Origin of the sequence: Streptomyces sp. NPDC085524, assembly GCF_044541755.1 — a bacterium.
Taxonomy (GTDB): domain Bacteria; phylum Actinomycetota; class Actinomycetes; order Streptomycetales; family Streptomycetaceae; genus Streptomyces.
The window spans coordinates 303,586-318,371 of the sequence record NZ_JBITTH010000008.1 but is presented as its reverse complement, the minus strand read 5'-3'; the positions used below and the strand labels follow the sequence as shown (position 1 = coordinate 318,371).

Genomic DNA, 14,786 nt, shown 5'->3' with positions numbered 1-14,786 from the left:
CGATCCATTTCGAGAGCACCGCTCTTGCTTTGGAGCGGCGATCCGTGCACACTGGTTCCAAGCGAGAGCAGTGCTCTCCAAAACGCCGAAGGCCGCGGAGGTCACCATGAGCAGCACGCCCACCCCGTACTACGTCCAGGCCAGCCCGTTCGCCGTCCGCTTCAACTCCCTCTTCGGCAAGATGGCCCGCCTCGGCATCAGCCTGGCCGGCACCGCCGAGCTGTCGGTCCGCGGGCGCAAGTCCGGCGAGATGCAGCGGATCCCGGTCAACCCGCACACGTACGAGGGAGCGCAGTACCTGGTCTCGGCCCGCGGCCACTCCCAGTGGGTCCGCAACATGCGGGCCGCGGGCGGCGGCGAGCTGCGCGTGGGCCGCAAGCTGCGGACGTTCACCGCGGCCGAGATCACCGACCCGGTGGAGAAGGCCGCCATCCTGCGGGCCTACCTGGAGAAGTGGGGCTGGGAGGTCAACCGGTTCTTCCAGGGCGTGACGGCGAAGTCCTCCGACGCGGAACTCCGGGCCGCCGCCGGCGACCACCCGGTCTTCCGCATCACGGTGTCGAACTGACCCCGGCCCGGCGGCCCGCCCACGAAGCAGGCCGACCCGGCGCCACCACCGCGCCCGAACCCCCCCGGCACACTTCCCCCGCGTTCCACCGGCCCCCTCACGGAACGACGCCGCCCCGCACGGGACCCGCACGGGACCCGCGCGGGGCGGTGCGCTGCCCGCGCACACCTCGTTCGGGGTGAGCCACAGCTGCCTGCTCCGGGTCGAGCCGCGCTCCCGGCCCGCGGCGTCGGCGGGACCCCGTGAGCGCGGCGCGCCCGCCCGCACGGCCGGTGCGGGCGGGGCAGGGCAGGGCAGGAGCCGGACGCGGGGCCCACCGTCGCCGCCGGGTCTCCCCTGACCCCCGTCGACCGGCCCCGCACCTCGCCGGGTGGGCGGGGCACCCCACTACGTCCGGTACCAGGATGCCCGCCGGCACACCGCCGCCCGGCACCGGACAGCGCGGGCCTGACCCGCAAGGTCCGAAGCGGTCTAAGGAGACGGTCTAGCGTCTAGCCCCGGCCGCCCCCGCGGGACGCCGCCTGGCGGGCGTCGAGTGCGTGCAGGGCCCGCCGCGCGAGCGGGCGCTCCCTCACCATGTCCGCCAGCGTCGCCGAGCCCCGCGTGATCCGCGCGAAGGCCCGCCACGCCGGGCGGAAGCCCGTGATCGCCGCGTGCAGCAGTCCCGGCTTGGCCTCGAACACGGTCAGCATCCGCCGCCCGACGCCCATCTCCACGCCCAGCCCGGCCTTCACCGCGAAGGCGTAGTTCAGGGCCTGGCGGCGCGCGTCCACCGCGTCCTGCGCCTCGGAGATCTTCGCGGCCCACTCCCCCGCCAGCCGCCCCGAGCGCAGCGCGAAGGAGATGCCCTCACGCGTCCACGGCTCCAGCAGCCCGGCCGCGTCGCCCGCGACCAGGACCCGGCCGCGGGAGAGCGGCGAATCGGTCTTGCGGCAGCGGGTCAGGTGCCCCGAGGAGACGGCCGGTTCGAAGCCCGCGAGTCCGAGCCGGGCGATGAAGTCGTCCAAGTAGCGCTTCGTCGCGGCGCCTTCGCCCTTGGCCGAGATGACCCCGACGGTGAGGGTGTCCCCCTTGGGGAAGACCCAGCCGTAACTGCCGGGCAGCGGGCCCCAGTCGATCAGCACCCGCCCCTTCCAGTCCTCGGCGACCGTCTCGGGGACGGGGATCTCCGCCTCCAGGCCGAGGTCCACCTGCTCCATCTCCACGCCGACGTGCGCGCCGATCCGGCTCGCGCTGCCGTCCGCGCCGACCACCGCGCGGGCCAGGACGGTCTCCCCGTCGGCCAGCACCACGGCCACCGTGCGCCGGTCGGGCACCGCGGTCCCGTGCTGCTCCACGCGGGCCACGGCGGTACCCGTACGCACCGACGCCCCTGCCTTCTCGGCCTCGGCGACCAGCGCGGCGTCGAACTCCGGCCGGTTGATGAGCCCGAACAGCATGTGCTTCGAGCGCCGGGTCCGGGACAGCTTCCCGTCCAGCGAGAAGGTCACCGCGTGGATGCGGTCCTTGAAGGGCAGCACGAAGCCCGGCGGCAGCGCGTCGCGCGAGGGGCCGATGATGCCGCCGCCGCAGGTCTTGTAGCGAGGCAGTTCGGCCTTCTCCAGCAGCAGGACGCTGCGCCCCGCCTTGGCCGCCGCGTACGCCGCGGACGATCCGGCCGGGCCGGCCCCGACCACGACCACGTCCCACACTTCGCCCGTCTCAGCCGGCCCGCCGGTCCCGCCGGCCTCCGGGCTCAACCCGCCGTCCCCGCCGTCCCCGCCGTCCCCGCCGTCCCCGCTGTCCCCGCTGTCGCCGGGCCGCCCGCTCGCCCCGGCCACCTCGTCGCCCGCCTTCTGCGCGGACCGCTCCGCGTCCGCGCCCGAGCCCCCCGCGCCTGCGTCTGCGTCTGCACCTGCGCCAGTGCCTGCGTCGCGTACGTCGTCGTCGCTGCTCACGATGTGCTGCTGCTCCTGATCACCCGTTGCTCCGATGCCGGGCAAATCCTAGCGAGACGCTCCGTCGCCCCGTTGTGCGAGGATCAGGACTGTCTTTCGCCGTCCCCGGCATACGCGCACCCCCGCGGATGCGGGGAAGCCGTACACACAGCACAACGTCGCACCCAAAAGGAGCGTGCCCATGTCCCAGAATCCGATCGCCGAGACCATCGCCTCGCTGATGCCCCGCGCCAAGCAGGAGCTGACCGAGCTGGTGGCCTTCCAGTCGGTGGCGGACTGGGCGCAGTTCCCCCGGAGCGAGAGCGAGGGCGCCGCGAACTGGGTGGCCGACGCGCTGCGCGTCGAGGGCTTCCAGGACGTGGCCCTGCTCGACACCCCTGATGACACCCAGTCCGTCTACGGCTTCCTGCCCGGCCCCGAGGGCGCGCCGACCGTTCTCCTCTACGCGCACTACGACGTGCAGCCGCCGCTGGACGACGCGGCCTGGATCTCCCCGGCCTTCGAGCTGACCGAGCGCGACGGCCGCTGGTACGGGCGCGGTGCGGCCGACTGCAAGGGCGGGTTCGTCATGCACCTGCTGGCACTGCGCGCGCTGAAGGCCAACGGCGGTGTGCCGGTGAACGTGAAGGTGATCGTCGAGGGCTCGGAGGAGCAGGGCACGGGCGGTCTCCAGCAGTACGCGGAGGCGCACCCGGAGCTGCTGACAGCCGACGCCATCGTCATCGGCGACGCGGGCAACTTCCGCCTCGGCCTGCCGACGGTGACGGCCACGCTGCGCGGCATGTGCCTGCTGAAGGTGAAGATCGACACGCTGGGCGGCAACCTGCACTCCGGCATGTTCGGCGGTGTCGCCCCCGACGCGCTGGCCGCGCTGATCCGCGTCCTCGACTCGCTGCGCTCGGCGGACGGTTCCACGACCGTGGACGGTCTGGCCTCGGACGCGGTGTGGGAGGGCCTGCAGTACCCGGAGGCGGACTTCCGCTCCGACGCGAAGGTGCTGGACGGGGTCGAGCTCATCGGCGAGGGCACGATCGCGGACCGGCTGTGGGCCCGCCCGGCCGTGACGGTGCTCGGCATCGACTGCCCGCCCGTGGTCGGCGCCACCCCGTCGGTGCACGCGAGCGCCGGCGCGCTGATCAGCCTGCGGGTGCCGCCGGGCGTGGACACCGCCGCGGCCGTCAAGCTCCTCGAGGCGCACATGGTGGCGCACACGCCGTGGAAGGCGCGGCTGGAGCTGGAGGTCGTGGGCCAGGGCCAGCCGTTCCAGGCGGACACGAACAGCCCGGCGTACGCCTCCATGGCCGCGGCCCTCCAGGAGGCCTACCCCGGCCAGGAGATGCAGGTGGCGGGCATGGGCGGCTCGATCCCGCTGTGCAACACGCTGACGCAGCTCTACCCGGACGCGGAGATGCTGCTGATCGGGCTGAGCGAGCCGGAGGCGCAGATCCACGCGGTGAACGAGAGCGTGTCGCCGGAGGAGCTGGAGCGGCTGTCGGTGGCGGAGGCCCTGTTCCTCGTCAACTACGCGGAGTCCAGGCGCGGCTGACCTCCCGCTGGGCGCCCGGGGCCAGGTCGTCTCTTTCGGATCTTGCCGGTCAAGCCCGCGTCGTCCGGTGAGGGGTACCTCCCCGCCCCCTGGGGCTGGTCGGCGGCGGGGTCCGCTCCCAGCGGACTCCGCTCCCGGTGAAGTCGCCTGCCTGCGGCGGTCCCGGGTGCGTAGCGTCGGCGTATGGATCTTGTCGAGGTAATACCCAACCGGCTCCACATGCTCCGCTTCCCCATCGGCCAGGCCTACCTCTGGCAGGACGGCGACGGGGCCCTCACGCTGATCGACTCGGGCCATGCGGAGTCCGCCGCCGAGATCGAGGGGGCGATGCGTTCCCTCGGGCTGGAGCCCGGGCGGTTGGAACGCATCGTCCTCACGCACTGCCACCGCGACCACGTCGGGGCGGCCGGTGAACTCGCCGCCCGCTGGGGCGCGCGGGTCCTCGCGCACCGGCTGGACGCGCCCGTGATCCGGGGCGAGCGGCCGGTGCCCGAACCGGTGCTGCTGGACTGGGAAGTCCCGCTGTACGAGCACGGCCTGACGGTGCCCGAGGCGCCGCCGGCGCCTGTCGACGTGGAGTTGGAGGACGGGGACGCGCTGGGCTTCGGGGACGGGGCCTACGCGGTCCACGCCCCGGGCCACACGGACGGCAGCATCGGCGTGCACCTCCCCCGCCACGGGGTGCTGTTCACGGGGGACTGCGTCGCCGCCGTCGGCCCGCTGATGCTGGGCGTCTTCAACGTGGACCGCGCCCGGGCCGTCGACTCCTTCCGCCGGCTGGCCGCGCTCTCCCCCGCCGTCGCCTGCTTCGGCCACGGCGATCCCCTGACGGAGGACACGGCGGCGGCCCTGGCGAAGTCCGCCGCCGACACCGCGGCCTGACGGGGCCCGTCAGCCGACCGGGACGCCCGCCTCCAGGTACAGGGCGTGGCCCCGCTCGCGGGCGCGCAGGGCCCAGCGGAGGCGCTCGTAGCGGTGCTGCGGGAGCAGGCCGGCGGCCTCGGACTCGGTGACGAAGCGCCAGGCGCGGAGCTCCGGGCCGGGCAGCCGGAGCCGCTGCGCCGCCTCCTGGGTCAGCCGGCCGCCGTCGAAGAGCAGCCGCAGCCCTCCGTAGCCCGGGGGCTGTGGAGCCTCCCAGTCGACGACGAGAAGGCCCGGCACGTCGTCCAGTACGAGGCCCAGTTCCTCGGCGACCTCCCGTACGCCCGCCCGGGCGGGGGCCTCGCCGGCTTCGACGACCCCGCCCGGGAACTCCCAGCCCGCCTTGTACGTCGGGTCCACGAGCAGCACCCGGTCGTCCTCGTCGAAGAGCAGCACCCCGGCGGCCACCGTCTCGCGCACGGGTTCCGGGGTCTGCACGATGTCGCAGACGGAGGCGGCCTCGGTGCGGACGGCCTCGGCGATCCGCTCGGCGGTCTCCCGTACGGTCAGGGCGCCGTTGTCGATGACGTGCGCGTCCGCGGTGAGCCAGCCGAGGGCCTGCTGGTAGACCGGGATGTGGTCGTAGGCCCACTGGCGGACGTGGAGGTCCACCTCCTGCGGGTCCCCCTGTTCCTCGCGGTTCGCGATCCGCTCCCGCAGGATCGTTTCCGCGGGGGCGAGCAGGACATGGCGCACCGGGATGCGCCGCGCCGCGAGCCCGCCGAAGATCTCGTCGCGGTACTCCTGCCGCAGCAGCGTCATCGGCACGACGAGCACGCCGCCCAGTTCGGCGAGCATCGCCGCGGCGGTCTCCACGACCAACCGGCGCCAGCTCGGCAGGTCCTGATAGTCGGTCACCTCCGCGAGCCGTTTGCGCGGCAGCAGCACGCGCAGCGCGTCCCCGATGAACTCCGGGTCGAACAGGGTGCTGTCCGGCAGGATTGCGGCCAGTTCGCGGGCCGTGCTGGTCTTCCCGGCGCTGAATGTGCCGTTGATCCAGACAATCACGTCTACCCCTCTCCGCATGGCTCGTCCGGAGCCCCCAGTGGCTTGCCCGCACCACCCTGCCATGGAAACCCGTTAATCAGCCGAGTGCTTATCCTCAAGGTCAGAGCGTTGCCCGCTACCTCCGGAGGTTTTCCCGCCGTGGCCCACAACCGCCGTCCGTCCGACCCCCGCTACGGCAACCGGCCCACCATGAAGGACGTGGCGGCCCGGGCCGGTGTGGGCCTGAAGACGGTGTCGCGGGTGGTCAACGGCGAAGCGGGCGTGACTCCCGAGACGGAGAGACGGGTCCACGAGGCCATCGAGGCGCTCGGGTTCCGCCGCAACGACAGTGCGCGCGTGCTCCGCAAGGGCCGTACCGCCACCGTCGGCCTGGTCCTGGAGGACCTCGCCGACCCCTTCTACGGCCCGCTGAACCGGGCGGTGGAGGAGGTGGCCCGGGCACACGGTGCGCTGCTCATCAACGGTTCCAGCGCCGAGGACCCTGAACGGGAGCGGGAGTTGGCGCTCGCGCTGTGCGCGCGCCGGGTGGACGGCCTGATCGTGATTCCGGCGGGCGACGACCACCGCTACCTGGAACCGGAGATGCGCGCGGGCGTGGCCACGGTGTTCGTGGACCGGCCGGCCGGCCGGATCGAGGCGGACGTGGTCCTCTCCGACAGCTTCGGCGGCTCCCGTGACGGCGTCGCCCACCTGATCGCGGGCGGGCACCGCCGGATCGGCTTCATCGGGGACCACCCGCGCATCCACACGGCGGCGGAGCGCCTGCGCGGCTACCGGGCCGCGATGGCGCAGGCGGGCCTGCCGGTGGCCGATTCGTGGGTGTCCCTCGGCTCGACGCACCCGGAACGGGTCGCGGCCGCGGCCCGTGCGATGCTCGGGGCCCCGGAACCGGTGACGGCCTTCTTCGCGGGCAACAACCGGGTGACGGTCACGCTGGTCCGGGTCCTCGCCGCCCTGGAGCACCCGGTGGCGCTGGTCGGCTTCGACGACTTCGAGCTGGCCGACCTGCTGCGCCCGGGCATCACGGTGGTCGCCCAGGACGCGGCGGCCCTGGGCCGGGTCGCCACCGACCGCCTCTTCCAGCGCCTGGCGGGCGCCGCCCTCACCCCGACCCGCATCGAGCTCCCGACCCGCCTGATCCCCCGCGGCTCGGGCGAGCTCCCGCCGGCCGGCGCCGTGTGAAACGCCGCGGGGCCCGGCCGGGGAGTTCCGGCCGGGCCCCGCAGGGGTGGATCAGGCGGTCGCCGTCAGGGTGGCCGAGCGGCGCGGGATCGCGAAGGCGTCCAGTTCGGCCCGGGTCAGGCCGGTGAGGGCGGTGACCTCGTCGGTGCCGACGGCGCCGCAGTCGAGGCCGCGGACCAGGTAGCCGGCCAGGGCCTTGGCGGTGGCGGGCTCGTCCATCACGTCGCCCTCGATCTTGGCCACGTACGCCTTCAGGCGCGCGGCGGCGGCTTCGAGGCCCTCGCGGTAGAAGGTGAAGACGGCCGCGTAGCGGGTCGGGAGGTGGCCCGGGTGCATGTCCCAGCCCTGGTAGTAGGCGCGGGCCAGGGCGCGGCGGGTGAGGCCGTAGTGCAGCTTCCAGGCCTCGTGGACCTTCTCCGTGGTGCCGATGGGCAGCACGTTGGTGGAGCCGTCGGAGACGCGCACGCCGGTGCCGGCGGCCGCGACCTGCATGATCGCCTTGGCGTGGTCGGCGGCGGGGTGGTCGCTGGCCTGGTAGGCGGCGGAGACGCCGACGCAGGCGCTGTAGTCGAAGGTGCCGTAGTGCAGACCGGTGGCGCGGCCCTTCGAGGCGCCGATCATGCGGGCCACGGTGGCGGTGCCGTCGGAGGCCAGGATGGACTGGCTGGTCTCGATCTGGATCTCGAAGCCGATCCGGCCCGGGCGCAGGCCGCGGGTGGTCTCGAAGGCCTCCAGCAGCTCGACGAAGGCGCTGACCTGCTCGGCGTACGTCACCTTCGGCAGGGTCAGGACCAGGTTGTCCGGGAGGCCGCCGTGGGCGAGCAGGCCGGACAGGAAGACGTCCGTGGTGCGGATGCCGCGGTCGCGGACGTTGGACTCCATGCACTTCATGCGGATGCCCATGTACGGCGCGTTGGTGCCGTTGGAGTACGCCTCGGAGATCAGGCGGGCGGCACGCGCGGCGGCCTGGTCCTCCTCCTCGTCGGAACGGACGCCGAAGCCGTCCTCGAAGTCGACGCGGAGGTCCTCGATGGGCTCGGAGGCGAGCTTGGCGCGGACGCGCTCGTAGACCGGGCCGGCCAGCTCGTCCGAGATGCCGAGCACCTTGGCGAAGGTGGCGGCGTCCGGCGCGTGCTCGTCGAGGGCCGCGAGGGCCTGGTCGCCCCAGGAACGGATGGTGTCCGCCGCGAAGACGTCACCGGGTACGTAGACGGTGTGAATGGGCTGACGGGTGCCGGGGTCGCCCGGGTAGTGGCGCGCGAGTTCCGCGTCCACCGGCGCGAGGGAGGCGCTGATGCCCTCGCTGACCGCGCCTGCGAGGCTCGTCGCCACCTTCTCCTGCTGACCCATCGTGCACTCTCCTCTTTTCCGCTTCACGGAAGCTTAGATCCGCATAGCAGAATTTAGTCACGGGGTTCCGCTCAGTCAATGGTCCCTCGGCCGTCCTGGACAAACGACTCGGGGCCGCGCGGTGACAATCACCACACGGCCCCGGAGAAGTGGAGCTACGGAGAGAAGCGCAGGTCAGCCCTTGCGCGCCTTGATCTCCTCGGTCAGCTGCGGGACGACGGCGAAGAGGTCGCCGACGACGCCGTAGTCGACCAGGTCGAAGATCGGGGCCTCGGCGTCCTTGTTGATGGCCACGATGGTCTTCGAGGTCTGCATGCCGGCCCGGTGCTGGATCGCGCCGGAGATGCCGGAGGCGATGTACAGCTGCGGGGAGACCGACTTGCCGGTCTGGCCGACCTGGTTCGAGTGCGGGTACCAGCCGGCGTCGACGGCGGCGCGGGAGGCACCGACGGCCGCACCGAGGGAGTCCGCGAGGTCCTCGATGATGTGGAAGTTCTCGGCACCGTTGACACCGCGGCCGCCGGAGACCACGATCGCGGCCTCGGTCAGCTCGGGGCGGCCGGTCGACTCGCGCGGGGTGCGCGAGGTGACCTTGGTGCCGGTGGCCAGGGCGCCGAAGGTGACGGCGAGCGCCTCGACGGCGCCGGCGGCCGGAGCGGCCTCGACCGGGGCCGAGTTCGGCTTCACGGTGATGACCGGGGTGCCCTTGGAGACACGGGACTTGGTGGTGAAGGACGCGGCGAACGCGGACTGCGTCGCGACCGGACCCTCGTCACCCGCCTCCAGGTCGATGGCGTCGGTGATGATGCCGGAGCCGATGCGCACGGCCAGGCGGGCGGCGATCTCCTTGCCCTCGGCGGAGGACGGGACGAGCACGGCGGCCGGGGACACGGCGTCGTACGCGGCCTGGAGCGCGTCGACCTTGGGGACGACGAGGTACTCGGCGAACTCGGGGGCGTCGGCGGTCAGGACCTTGACGGCACCGTGCTCGGCGAGGGTGGCGGCGGTGTCGGCGGCACCGGCACCCAGGGCCACGGCGACGGGCTCGCCGATGCGGCGGGCCAGCGTCAGCAGCTCGAGGGTGGGCTTGCGGACGGCACCGTCCACGTGGTCGACGTAGACGAGAACTTCAGCCATGGGACTGCTCTCCTGCTGTTGCGAAGTGTCTGGGGACTGTGAGGGGGTTGGCCGAAGCTCTTAGATGAACTTCTGGCCGGCCAGGAACTCGGCCAGCGCCTTGCCGCCCTCGCCCTCGTCCTTGACGATCGTGCCGGCGGTGCGCGCCGGACGCTGCGCCGCGGCGTCGACTGCGGTCCAGGAGCCCTCGAGACCGACCTCGTCGGCCTCGATCTCCAGCTCCTCCAGGTCCCAGGACTCCACCGGCTTCTTCTTGGCGGCCATGATGCCCTTGAAGGACGGGTAGCGGGCCTCGCCCGACTGGTCCGTCACCGAGACGAGCGCGGGGAGGGAGGCCTCCAGCTGCTCGCTCGCGGTGTCGCCGTCACGGCGGCCGGTCACGGTGCCGTCCTCGACCTTGACCTCGGAGAGCAGGGTGACCTGCGGGACGCCCAGGCGCTCGGCCAGGATCGCCGGCAGCACGCCCATCGTGCCGTCGGTCGACGCCATGCCCGTGATGACCAGGTCGAAGCCGGCCTTCTCGACGGCCTTGGCGAGCACCAGCGAGGTGGCCATGACGTCGGAGCCGTGCAGGTCGTCGTCCTCGACGTGGATGGCCTTGTCGGCGCCCATCGAAAGCGCCTTGCGCAGCGCGTCCTTGGCGTCCTCGGGGCCCACCGTCAGGACGGTGATCTCGGCGTCGTCGGCCTCGTCGGCGATCTGCAGCGCCTGCTCGACGGCGTACTCGTCGAGCTCCGACAGCAGGCCGTCGACGTCGTCGCGGTCGACGGTCAGGTCATCGGCGAAGTGCCGGTCGCCGGTGGCGTCGGGCACGTACTTCACACAGACAACGATCCTCAGGCTCACGCCGGCTCTCCTACCGCATCGTCTTTTTCTGATACCGCCTTGTGCAGGCAGCATAGGCGCCTTGTCGGGCGGATCCCGGTCGGGGCGGCCCGCGCTCCGAAGGGAATGTTACTCGTCAGTACACCTTGGGTTCCGCCAACCCGCAAGGCCGGTGAACTGTGATCTGTCCAACGCTGTCCAACTGCTCCCAACAGGGACGATTCAGTCCCGCAACGCGTTGAAGCGCCCCTGGTGGTACAGCAGCGGCCGGCCTTCGCCGGCCGGGTCCCCCACCGGGTCCCCGGCGACCGCCTCCGCGATGATCACACGGTGCTCGCCCGCGGGCACACGTGCCACCACCCGGCACACCAGCCACGCCAGGACGCCGTCCAGCACGGGGACCCCGTGCGGGCCGACGCTCCAGTCGGTGGCCGGACCGAACCGGTCCGCGCCGCTGCGGGCGAACAGGCCCGCCAGCTCCCTCTGGTGCTCCCCGAGTATGTGGACGCCGAGGTACTCGCTGTCGCGCACCGCGGGCCAGCTGGAGGAGCCGGTGCCGGTGGTGAAGGACAGCAGCGGCGGCTCGGCGGAAACGGAGTTGAGCGAGGTCGCGGTGAAGCCGGCCGGGCGCCCGCCGTCGGCGGCGGTGATCACGGCGACGCCGGCGGCGTGCCGGCGGAAGACGGAGCGCAGGAGGTCGGGTGAGCCCGGGAGGGCGGCCGCGAGGCCGGGGGACGGAGCCGTCGGGGCGGTCATGAGTCTTCCTTCTGCCGCGGCGAACGCGGGCACGGTCGGGGATCAGGGGTCGGGGCGTTCACCGATCCCAACAGCGCGCGCTCGCGTGGCGGACGAGGTCTATGTGGACCCGGCCGAAGAGCAGGAGTTCGTACCGCATGCCGCCAGCCTGGCGATCTCCCGTGTACACAGTCAAGCGGGACGGGACAGATGTCAGGCGCGTCACGCTGCGTGCGGGCGCGCGCACCGGCGCGTCCGGGGCCCGCCGCCGCCCCTGCACCGCGTCAGACGGCCGCCCCGAGGGCCGCGATCACGTCCACCTTGCGGGGCATCCCGGCCGCCCGCCGCACCACGCGGCCCGCAGAGTCGAGCACCAGCACGGTCGGGGTCTTCTCGATCCCGAGGGCCCGTACGAGGTCCAGCCGCTCCTCGGCGTCGATCTCGATGTGCGCGACCCCGTCGACCATCGCCGCGACCTCGGCGAGGATCCGCCGGGTGGCCCGGCAGGGCTGGCAGAAGGCGCTGGAGAACTGCACCAGGCTGGCCCGCTCCCCCGGGTCCGCGCCCAGCTCCGCCGCACCCAGCCTCGTCGGCCCGTCCGCTCGCCCGAGCACCCGCACTCCCGCCTCCCGCCGCTTCGTCCGCGCACATCATCGCCGTACGCTCGTACGAGGATCGGAGCGCTGCCCGGACCTGCGCAATTCCCGGCGTGACGAGAATCTCCCCGGGCACGGCCGTCTGGACTGGCCAGCAGCCCTCGTATGGGGCACGATCCCCCATGGCCGCGTACCTACGCTGCCGTAACTTCCGGCCGGGAGCACCTCCCCAGGCAGAAAGCGGGGTTCCGCACCATGGCTGAGCTCGTCTACCCCCCGGTGATCGGCGCCGCGCACACGTTGTTCCGGGCGCTCGACATCCGCATCGACATGAAGGGCACCGAGAACATCCCGCGCAAGGGCGGGGCGGTCCTGGTGTCGAACCACATCGGATACCTCGACTTCATCTTCGCCGGTCTGACCGCGCGGCCGCAGAAGCGGCTCGTGCGCTTCATGGCGAAGGAGTCGGTCTTCCGGCACCGGGTGTCGGGCCCGCTGATGCGCGCGATGAAGCACATCCCGGTGGACCGCGCACAGGGCGAGACGGCGTACCAGCACGCCCTCGAATCCCTGCGGTCCGGCGAGATCATCGGGGTCTTCCCCGAGGCGACGATCTCCCAGTCGTTCACCCTCAAGAGCTTCAAGTCGGGTGCGGCGCGCATGGCGCAGGAGGCCGGCGTCCCGCTGATCCCCGTGGCCCTGTGGGGCACCCAGCGCCTGTGGACCAAGGGGCGCCCGAAGGACCTGAAGCGCAGCCACATCCCGGTGACGATGCGCGTCGGCGAGCCGATCGAAGCGCCCACCGACCAGTACGCCGGCGCGATCACGCGCAGGCTGCGCGAGCGGGTGCAGGAGCTCCTCGAGTCGGCGCAGCGCGCATATCCGGCCAAGCCGAAGGACGCCTCCGACTCCTGGTGGCTCCCGGCGCACCTCGGCGGCACCGCCCCGACGGCCGCGGAGGTCAAGGAGCGGGGCTGACCCCGCACGCACGGAAGGCGGACGGCCTCCGGGACCCCATCCGGTCCCGGAGGCCGTCGGCGTGCCGTCGGCCCGTCAGCTGGGGTTCTCTGCGTGGGTCAGCGTCTCCCAGGCCTCGAAGTGGTTCTCGGTGCCCGCGGGGCGCCGCCCCTCGGTGAGCCTGCGGGTGTTCTCCATGGTGACGCCGAGCCGGGTGTGCAGGGCGTTGTAGCCGACCTCGGTGGCCGGGCCGATGCCCTTGGCGAGGCTCCCGCCGCACAGCCAGGAGGGCACGGGCTCGCCCAGCTCGTACTTGGCGTGGAAGCCGAGGGCGTGCCGGAAGCGGTCCTTGAACTGCGGGTAGAGGTCCCGGCCCTGGATCCGCGAGGTCTCGGCGACGTGCATGGCGGCCGCGATGCCCATGCCGGTGTGGCCGAAGTCCCGGCAGGTCTCCTGGGCGAGGCCGTCCACGAAGGTGCTCTGGCCGTGCCAGTAGTCGATCAGCTCGCCGCGGGTGTCGATGCTCGAGCGCGGCGGGTAGACGGGCTGCGCGCCGTCCGACGCGAGGTAGAAGTAGGCGGGGACGCGGCCGACGTAGATGCCCATCGCCTTGTCGTAGCTCGCGCGGTCGTCGAGGTGGACCGAGATGCCGACCGCGGCGTCCATCATGATCAGTTCCCAGTTGCCGTTGCTGTTCGGCCTGCCGCCGATCACCTCGGGCAGGTACACCTCGCGCAGCATCGTGGCGAAGCGCCCCCGGTTCGGCCAGCCGCCGGTGTAGGTGTGCTTGATGATCTCGGCGGCGCGGGGCCAGGTGGAGCCGGCCCAGCCGCTCTGCAGCGGTGCGTTGCTGTTGGTGTGGTCCTTGACGACCGCGGACCAGGCGTCCATCAGCTCGATGGACTTCCTCGCGTGCGCGGGGTCCTTGGTGATGTACCAGGCGAGTGCGTGGGTGTACGCCGCGATGGCGTCCTCGCGCTCGTCGGAGCAGCCGATGTCCGGGTTCGAGTACGAGCCGCATTCGACGATCGCGCGCGGCTTGGCGGTGCGGGTCGGGGAGGCGTACTCGCTCGCCAGCATCCGGTCGTACGCCGCTTTCCACGGCTGCCGGCCGGCCTGCACCTGTGTGCGTACGAACTCCAGCTGGGCGAGGCTGCTGAGGACTCCGGGGTGCGCGAACTGCGCGGGGGCGGCCGGCGCTGCGGGCGCGGCCGGCGCTGCGGGGACTGCCTGGGTGGGGGCGGGAAGCAGGGTCACGGCCAGGCCGAGGGCCAGGGCGGCGAGTCCTGCGGGGATTCCGAAACGCATGGGGGGCCTTCCGGTGGGAGGGGTTCCGGTGGGCCGAAGATACTCATGTCCATGCCAAGCTGACAACGACGTCCGACAAGAAAGTTTCCTATCAGAGGGCGGGGGGACGCGCCGGTCAGCCCTCGCGCTTCCGGCGCCGGTGGGCGGCGACCCGCGCCCGGGTCGCGCACGTGGTGGAGCAGTACCGCCGGGGGCTGCCCGGCCCGGTGGCCAGGAAGAAGCTCCCGCAGCCCGCGGCGGCGCAGGCCCCCCAGGCGATCCGCCCGCACTCGGTGAGCAGCTGGGCGAGCGCGAGGGCGCCGGAGGCCAGGAACCAGTCGCCCCAGCCGGCCCCCTCGCCCCGGTCGACGTGCAGGTGCCAGGGGTGGCCGTCGTGCCGGGTCAGCCGGGGCCGGGTGGCGCACTCGGCGAACAGCGCGTTGAGCGCCTCGGCGGCCCGGTCCTCGTCGCGCTCGGCGAGCACCTCCCCCATCCGGCGTGCCGCGGCGCGCAGTTCCGCCGCGCCCGCCTCGGGAAAGGCCTCCCCGGTGAGGTCGGCCGGCCGCTCCCCGTGCGCGGCGAGCAGCTCCGCCAGGGCGGCGCGCGGCAGGTCGGGGGCGACACGGACCGCCTCGGCGAGGTCGATCAGCCGCCGGACCGCCGAGAAACCCCCTCCGGAGTCCACCATGCCTGGATCCTTTCCCCGTACACTCGAATGACGTAACGTCTTGCTGACC

14 protein-coding genes are annotated in these 14,786 nt (G+C 72.8%); 5 read left to right on the top strand and 9 right to left on the bottom strand.

Annotation, left to right across the window (positions count from 1 at the left end; genetic code table 11):
* Positions 1 to 106: 106 nt before the first annotated feature.
* Positions 107 to 568 (top strand): nitroreductase family deazaflavin-dependent oxidoreductase, encoded by a 462-nt coding sequence (locus ACIGFK_RS15365; protein WP_376655078.1) that lies wholly within the window; start codon positions 107 to 109, stop codon positions 566 to 568.
* A 491-nt stretch (positions 569 to 1,059) separates the two neighbouring features.
* On the opposite strand, the gene ACIGFK_RS15360 is transcribed toward ACIGFK_RS15365, so the two are convergent.
* Entirely contained in the window at positions 1,060 to 2,307 is a 1,248-nt protein-coding gene (locus ACIGFK_RS15360; protein ID WP_376655100.1) for a geranylgeranyl reductase family protein, read from the bottom strand.
* A 379-nt stretch (positions 2,308 to 2,686) separates the two neighbouring features.
* Between ACIGFK_RS15360 and ACIGFK_RS15355 the strand changes: the two genes are divergently transcribed.
* Both ACIGFK_RS15355 and ACIGFK_RS15350 read left to right on the top strand, forming a co-directional pair.
* Positions 2,687 to 4,051, top strand: coding sequence for a dipeptidase (locus tag ACIGFK_RS15355; RefSeq protein WP_400052073.1), 1,365 nt, complete (start codon positions 2,687 to 2,689; stop codon positions 4,049 to 4,051).
* Between the two features lie 183 nt (positions 4,052 to 4,234).
* The gene (locus tag ACIGFK_RS15350; RefSeq protein WP_376655076.1) at positions 4,235 to 4,933 is read left to right on the top strand and encodes an MBL fold metallo-hydrolase; all 699 of its coding nucleotides are present in this window, start codon (positions 4,235 to 4,237) and stop codon (positions 4,931 to 4,933) included.
* A 9-nt stretch (positions 4,934 to 4,942) separates the two neighbouring features.
* On the opposite strand, the gene ACIGFK_RS15345 is transcribed toward ACIGFK_RS15350, so the two are convergent.
* Positions 4,943 to 5,980, bottom strand: coding sequence for an NUDIX domain-containing protein (locus tag ACIGFK_RS15345; RefSeq protein ID WP_400052071.1), 1,038 nt, complete (start codon positions 5,978 to 5,980; stop codon positions 4,943 to 4,945).
* Between the two features lie 189 nt (positions 5,981 to 6,169).
* On the opposite strand from ACIGFK_RS15345, the gene ACIGFK_RS15340 reads away from it, so the two are divergent.
* Positions 6,170 to 7,162, top strand: coding sequence for a LacI family DNA-binding transcriptional regulator (locus tag ACIGFK_RS15340; RefSeq protein ID WP_376655099.1), 993 nt, complete (start codon positions 6,170 to 6,172; stop codon positions 7,160 to 7,162).
* A gap of 51 nt (positions 7,163 to 7,213) precedes the next feature.
* Here the strand turns inward: ACIGFK_RS15340 and ACIGFK_RS15335 are convergent, their stop codons facing one another.
* The 5 genes from ACIGFK_RS15335 to ACIGFK_RS15315 form a co-directional block, all read right to left on the bottom strand.
* Positions 7,214 to 8,512: a DUF6986 family protein gene (locus tag ACIGFK_RS15335; RefSeq protein ID WP_376655074.1), complete on the bottom strand. Its 1,299-nt coding sequence runs from the start codon at positions 8,510 to 8,512 to the stop codon at positions 7,214 to 7,216.
* Between the two features lie 174 nt (positions 8,513 to 8,686).
* On the bottom strand, positions 8,687 to 9,649 hold the full coding sequence (locus ACIGFK_RS15330) for an electron transfer flavoprotein subunit alpha/FixB family protein (RefSeq protein WP_376655073.1): 963 nt from the start codon (positions 9,647 to 9,649) through the stop codon (positions 8,687 to 8,689).
* A 60-nt stretch (positions 9,650 to 9,709) separates the two neighbouring features.
* On the bottom strand, positions 9,710 to 10,495 hold the full coding sequence (locus tag ACIGFK_RS15325; protein ID WP_376655072.1) for an electron transfer flavoprotein subunit beta/FixA family protein: 786 nt from the start codon (positions 10,493 to 10,495) through the stop codon (positions 9,710 to 9,712).
* 201 nt (positions 10,496 to 10,696) lie between these two features.
* Entirely contained in the window at positions 10,697 to 11,230 is a 534-nt protein-coding gene (locus tag ACIGFK_RS15320; RefSeq protein WP_376655071.1) for a flavin reductase family protein, read from the bottom strand.
* Positions 11,231 to 11,493: 263 nt separating this feature from the next.
* Positions 11,494 to 11,829, bottom strand: a complete 336-nt coding sequence (locus tag ACIGFK_RS15315) for a thioredoxin family protein (RefSeq protein WP_376655070.1) — start codon at positions 11,827 to 11,829, stop codon at positions 11,494 to 11,496.
* 231 nt (positions 11,830 to 12,060) lie between these two features.
* Here ACIGFK_RS15315 and ACIGFK_RS15310 point away from each other — a divergent pair, with 231 nt between their 5' ends.
* Positions 12,061 to 12,783: a lysophospholipid acyltransferase family protein gene (locus ACIGFK_RS15310; protein ID WP_376655069.1), complete on the top strand. Its 723-nt coding sequence runs from the start codon at positions 12,061 to 12,063 to the stop codon at positions 12,781 to 12,783.
* Between the two features lie 75 nt (positions 12,784 to 12,858).
* On the opposite strand, the gene ACIGFK_RS15305 is transcribed toward ACIGFK_RS15310, so the two are convergent.
* Together ACIGFK_RS15305 and ACIGFK_RS15300 are read right to left on the bottom strand one after the other, a co-directional pair.
* Positions 12,859 to 14,070, bottom strand: a complete 1,212-nt coding sequence (locus ACIGFK_RS15305) for an alginate lyase family protein (protein ID WP_400052068.1) — start codon at positions 14,068 to 14,070, stop codon at positions 12,859 to 12,861.
* A gap of 115 nt (positions 14,071 to 14,185) precedes the next feature.
* Positions 14,186 to 14,737, bottom strand: a complete 552-nt coding sequence (locus ACIGFK_RS15300) for a CGNR zinc finger domain-containing protein (protein ID WP_386467094.1) — start codon at positions 14,735 to 14,737, stop codon at positions 14,186 to 14,188.
* Between the last annotated feature and the right edge of the window lie 49 nt (positions 14,738 to 14,786).

What these genes read in the sequence shown, in the direction of transcription:
- ACIGFK_RS15365 (WP_376655078.1), top strand. Translation starts at nt 107, where the DNA reads ATGAGCAGCACGCCCACCCCGTACTACGTCCAGGCCAGCCCGTTCGCC.
- ACIGFK_RS15355 (WP_400052073.1), top strand. Translation starts at nt 2,687, where the DNA reads ATGTCCCAGAATCCGATCGCCGAGACCATCGCCTCGCTGATGCCCCGC.
- ACIGFK_RS15350 (WP_376655076.1), top strand. Translation starts at nt 4,235, where the DNA reads ATGGATCTTGTCGAGGTAATACCCAACCGGCTCCACATGCTCCGCTTC.
- ACIGFK_RS15340 (WP_376655099.1), top strand. Translation starts at nt 6,170, where the DNA reads ATGAAGGACGTGGCGGCCCGGGCCGGTGTGGGCCTGAAGACGGTGTCG.
- ACIGFK_RS15335 (WP_376655074.1), bottom strand. Translation starts at nt 8,512, where the DNA reads ATGGGTCAGCAGGAGAAGGTGGCGACGAGCCTCGCAGGCGCGGTCAGC.
- ACIGFK_RS15330 (WP_376655073.1), bottom strand. Translation starts at nt 9,649, where the DNA reads ATGGCTGAAGTTCTCGTCTACGTCGACCACGTGGACGGTGCCGTCCGC.
- ACIGFK_RS15320 (WP_376655071.1), bottom strand. Translation starts at nt 11,230, where the DNA reads ATGACCGCCCCGACGGCTCCGTCCCCCGGCCTCGCGGCCGCCCTCCCG.
- ACIGFK_RS15310 (WP_376655069.1), top strand. Translation starts at nt 12,061, where the DNA reads ATGGCTGAGCTCGTCTACCCCCCGGTGATCGGCGCCGCGCACACGTTG.
- ACIGFK_RS15305 (WP_400052068.1), bottom strand. Translation starts at nt 14,070, where the DNA reads ATGCGTTTCGGAATCCCCGCAGGACTCGCCGCCCTGGCCCTCGGCCTG.
- ACIGFK_RS15300 (WP_386467094.1), bottom strand. Translation starts at nt 14,737, where the DNA reads ATGGTGGACTCCGGAGGGGGTTTCTCGGCGGTCCGGCGGCTGATCGAC.